1 protein-coding gene and 1 pseudogene are annotated in these 5132 nt (G+C 73.2%); both read left to right on the plus strand.

Annotation, left to right across the window (positions count from 1 at the left end; all coding sequences use genetic code 11):
• On the plus strand, positions 1–473 hold a 473-nt coding region (locus LJ221_RS23235; RefSeq protein ID WP_241718668.1), incomplete at its 5' end, for an acyl carrier protein.
• 81 nt (positions 474–554) lie between these two features.
• Positions 555–5132, plus strand: a pseudogene (locus LJ221_RS23240) (type I polyketide synthase); the annotation flags it as partial.

Genomic DNA, 5132 nt, shown 5'->3' on the forward strand with positions numbered 1-5132 from the left:
TGCTGGCCGAGGTGGCCGGCGTGCTGGGGCATGCCTCGGCCGCGTCGGTGGACGCCTCCCGGGCGTTCAAGGAACTCGGGTTCGACTCGCTGACGGCGGTGGATCTGCGCAACCGGCTGAGCAGCGTGACCGGGTTGCAGCTGCCCGCCACCCTCATCTTCGACCACCCCACCATCCTCTCCCTCCGCGACCACCTCAGCGCGGAACTCGCTCCCGCCGAAGACGGTGACACCGCTTTCCTCATGGGCGAGTTGGACAAGCTCCGCGGCGTCCTCGCCGAGACCGCGCCAGCTGCGGACGACACCGTGCGCGCGGCCGTCGGCGAACGGCTCCAGCAACTGCTCGCCACTTGGTCGGCAGCCGCCACCGACGGCGGACAGGACGCGGACCAGGGCAACCGCGTCGAACTCGACGAGGCCACGGACGACGAACTCTTCGCGCTGCTCGACGACAAGCCCTGGGTCGCCGACTGACGACCGCCCGCCCAGGCGACCCTCGCACCACTCCAAGCCCCTGATTCGGCTCTCCACGCTCTTTCGAAGGATAAGGAACAGATGGCGAACGAGGAAAAGCTCCGCGAATACCTCAAGCGTGCTATCGCCGACGCCCAGGATGCCCACCTTCGACTGCGTGAGGCCGAGGCCAAGGAACACGAGCCGATCGCCATCGTCGGGATGGGCTGCCGTTTCCCGGGCGGCGTTGACTCGCCGGAGGACCTGTGGGGGCTGGTGAGCGGGAGCGGCGACGGCATCACGCCGTTCCCCACCGACCGCGGCTGGGACCTGGACGCCCTGTTCGCGACCGACACCGAACGGGCGTCCGGCACCTCGGCCACCCGGGAGGGCGGATTCCTGCACGAGGCGGCCGAGTTCGACGCCGAGGCGTTCGGCATCAGCCCCCGCGAGGCCCTGGCCATGGACCCGCAGCAGCGGCTGCTGCTGGAGACGTCATGGGAAGCCCTGGAGCGGGCCGGCATCGACCCGCTGTCGCTGCGCGGCACGGCGACCGGTGTCTTCGCCGGCCTCATGTACCACGACTACGCCTCCCGGCTGCGGGAAGTGCCCAAGGACGTCGCCGGGTTCCTCGCCAACGGCAACGCCGGCAGCGTCTTCTCCGGGCGCATCGCCTACGTCTTCGGCTTCGAGGGCCCCGCCGTCACCATCGACACCGCCTGCTCCTCCTCCCTCGTCGCCCTGCATCTCGCCTGCCAGTCCCTGCGCTCCGGCGAGTGCGCGACGGCGCTCGCGGGCGGCGTGACGGTGATGGCCGCGCCGACCACGTTCGTCGAGTTCTCCCGGCAGGGCGGACTCGCCGGGGACGGCCGGTGCAAGGCCTTCGCCGACGACGCCGACGGCACCGGCTGGGCGGAGGGCGCCGGCGTCCTCGTCCTGGAGCGCCTCTCCGAGGCCCGGCGTCTCGGCCACCCCGTCCTCGCCGTGATCCGAGGCAGCGCCGTCAACCAGGACGGCACGTCCAACGGCCTGAGCGCACCCAACGGGCCCGCGCAGCAGCGCGTCATCCGCCGCGCCCTGGAATCCGCCCGGCTCACCACCGCCGACGTCGACGCCGTCGAGGCACACGGCACGGGCACCCGGCTCGGCGACCCCATCGAGGCCCAAGCCCTGCTCGCCACCTACGGCAAGGCACGGGACGAGAAGAACCCCGTCTGGCTCGGCTCCGTGAAGTCCAACATCGGGCACACCCAGGCGGCGGCCGGCGTGGCCGGCATCATCAAGATGGTCATGGCGCTGCGCGCCCGCCGGCTGCCGCCCACTCTGCACGCCGACCGGCCCAGCTCCCACATCGACTGGTCGGCGGGCGCCGTCCGCCTCCTCACCGAGGCCCGGCCGTGGCCCAGCGCCGAGCGCCCCCGCAGGGCCGCCGTGTCCTCCTTCGGCATCAGCGGCACCAACGCCCACGTCATCCTCGAAGAAGCCCCCGCACCCACGGCCGACGACACCCACGAGGCGCCGGGCACCCTGTCCTGCATCCCCTGGGTCCTCACCGCGCGCAGCGCCACCGCACTGGAAGCACAGGCCGAACGCCTCGCGGCCCATGTCACCGCCTGCGACGCCTCCGCCCTCGACATCGGCCACAGCCTGGCCACCGGCCGCGCCGTCCTCGAACACCGGGCCGTCGTCCTCGGCTCCGACCGCCACACCCTGCGCACTGCCGTCGCCGACATCACCGGCACCGCGACCGCCGTCCAGGGCGCCGTCACCGAGGGCCGTACGGCCTGGCTGTTCACCGGCCAGGGCAGCCAGCGCCCCGGAATGGGTCGCGAACTGTACGCCGCACACCCGGCGTACACGCGCGCCTTCGACGAGATCTGCGCCCTGCTCGACGCCGAACTCACCGGCGCGCCCGGCTTCGACGCGTCCGTGCGCGACGTGTGCCTCGCCGAGCCCGGCACCCCCCAGGCCGCGCTCCTGGACCGCACCGGCTACGCGCAGACCGTCATCTTCGCCGTCGAAGCGGCCCTCGTCGCCCTGCTGCGCGGCTGGGGCGCCGAACCCGACGTCGTCATCGGTCACTCGATCGGCGAGATCGTCGCCGCCCACGCCGCCGGTGCCCTCGAACTCCCCGACGCCGTATGCCTCGTGGCCGCCCGCGCCCGGCTCATGCAGGCGCTCCCGGACGGCGGCGCGATGGCCGCGATCGAGGCCGACGAAAGCGAGGTCACCGCACTCCTCGCCGAGGGCGCCGTCATCGCCGCGGTCAACGGACCGCGCGCCGTCGTGGTTTCCGGCACCGAGCAGGCAGTCGCACGGATCATGGAGGCCGCCCACGCACGCGAACTGCGGGTGACCCGCCTGCGGGTCAGCCACGCCTTCCACTCCCCGCTCATGGCCCCCATGACCGACGAGTTCGCCGAGACCATCGCCGGCATCACCCATCGCCGCCCCGTCCTGCCCGCCGTCAGCACCCTCACCGGACGGGCCGCCGACGACGACTGGGCGAGCCCCGACTACTGGGTACGACAGGTCCGCGACGCCGTACACTTCCACGCCGCCGTCCGCACCGCCACCACCGAACTCGGCGTCACCCGCTTCCTCGAGATCGGCGCGGACCCCGTCCTCACCGGCCTGATCCAGACCACCGCCCCCGACACCACCGCCGTCGCCACCCTGCGCGAGGGCCGCGACGAGTGCGCCTCGGTACTCACCGCGCTCGCCGAGATGTTCGTACGGGGCGCCAACACCGACTGGTCCGCCGTGTTCACCGGCATCGGTGCCCGCCACACCGACCTGCCCACCTACGCCTTCCAACGCCACCGCTACTGGCTCGACGCTTCCCGCCCCGCCTCCGACGCCCGCGGCCTCGGCCTCGGTGTCGCCGGGCACCCGCTGCTGGGCGCCGCCGTCGCCGTCGCCGGCTCCGACAACGTCCTGCTCACCGCCCGCTTGTCCGTCGCCACCACTCCCTGGCTCGCCGACCACCTCGTCGGCGGACTCGCCGTCGTCGCCGGCACCGCCCTCGTCGAACTCGCCGTCCAGGCCGGCCTGCGCGTCGACTGCGACCACCTCGACGAACTCACCCTCCAAGCCCCCCTGGTCCTCCCCGAGCACGGCGCCGCCCAGGTCCAGGTCGTCATCGACGCCGCCACCGACGACGGCCACCGCACCGTGCGCGTCTACTCCCGCGCTGAGGACGCCGAGGTCGAACAGGCCTGGACGCTCCACGCGACCGGCACGGTCAGCGACCGCACCATCCCCGGCGACGACTGGAACCTGCGCGCCTGGCCACCCGCCGACGCCGAGCCCGCCGACCTCGCCGGCCTCCACGACCGCCTTGCCGAGGTCGGCCTTCAGTACGGCCCCACGTTCCGGGGCATCACCCGCGTCTGGCGTGACGCCGACGACTGGTACGTCGAGGCCGCCCTCCCCGAAACCGCCGCCGCCGACGCCGCCTCCTTCGGCCTCCACCCCGCCCTCCTCGACACCGTGCTCCACGCCCTCGCCCTGCGCGGCGGCGACGACCGGACCGCGCTCCTGCCGTTCCTGTGGTCCGGCGTGACCCTCACAGCCGTCGGCGCCTCTTCGGTCCGGGCCCGGCTGCGCATGCGCGGCGAGGGCGAGATCGGCCTGCGCGTCGCCGACGCGACCGGCGAACCCGTGGCCACGGTCGACTCCCTGCTCCTGCGCCCCGTCTCGACGACGGAACTCGCCGCGCAGCAGTCCGCGCAAGGCACCGAGCACCTCTACCGCGTCGAGTGGACCCCGCTCGCCGCGCCGAACGCCGAACGACAGACAGCCGGCACCGTCGTCATCGGCGACTCGGGTCGCGGTCTCGACGCCCCGGTCCACCCCGACCTGGACGCCCTGCTCACCGCCCTCGACACCGGGGCCGACGCGCCACGCCGGGTCCTGCTCCCCGTCGCCGCCGACGGCCCCGTCGCGGACGTCGTCGCCGCGACCCTGGCCGCCGTCCGGGAGTGGGTCGCCCAGCCGAAGTTCGCCGCGTCCCGCCTGGTGATCGTGACCCAGGGGGCCGTGGCTGTGCGGGACGGCGAGACAGCCGATGTCGGCGGCGCTGGCGTCTGGGGTCTGGTGCGCTCCGCCATGAATGAGCACCCCGGCCGCTTCGCCCTCGTCGACATCGACGACGACCCCGCGTCCTACCGCCTGGCCGCCGCCCTGCCCACCGACGACACGGATCAAGTCGCCCTCCGGGACGGACAGGTGTGGGTGCCGCGGATGGTGCGGGTGGCGTCCGGTGGGGTGCTGGTGCCGCCTGTGGGGGTGGGTGCTGGGTGGCGGATGGATGTGGTGGCGCAGGGGCGGCTGGATGGTGTGGGGCTGGTTCCTGAGGGGCCGGGTGCATTGCGGGCTGGTGAGGTGCGGGTCGGGGTGCGGGCGGCGGGGGTGAACTTCCGTGATGTGCTGAATGTGCTTGGGATGTATCCGGGGGATGCCGGTCGGCTTGGGCATGAGGGTGCCGGTGTGGTGGTGGAGGTCGGGCCCGATGTGACGGGACTTGTTGTCGGTGATCGGGTGATGGGGCTGTTGGACGGGGCGTTCGCTCCGACGGCTGTGACGGATGCGCGGTTGTTGGTGCGGGTGCCGGAGGGGTGGTCGTTCGAGCAGGCGGCGTCGGTGCCGATCGTGTTCCTGACCGCGTATTACGCGTTG

It is taken from the genome of Streptomyces sp. CNQ085, from assembly GCF_022614595.1.
Taxonomy (GTDB): domain Bacteria; phylum Actinomycetota; class Actinomycetes; order Streptomycetales; family Streptomycetaceae; genus Streptomyces.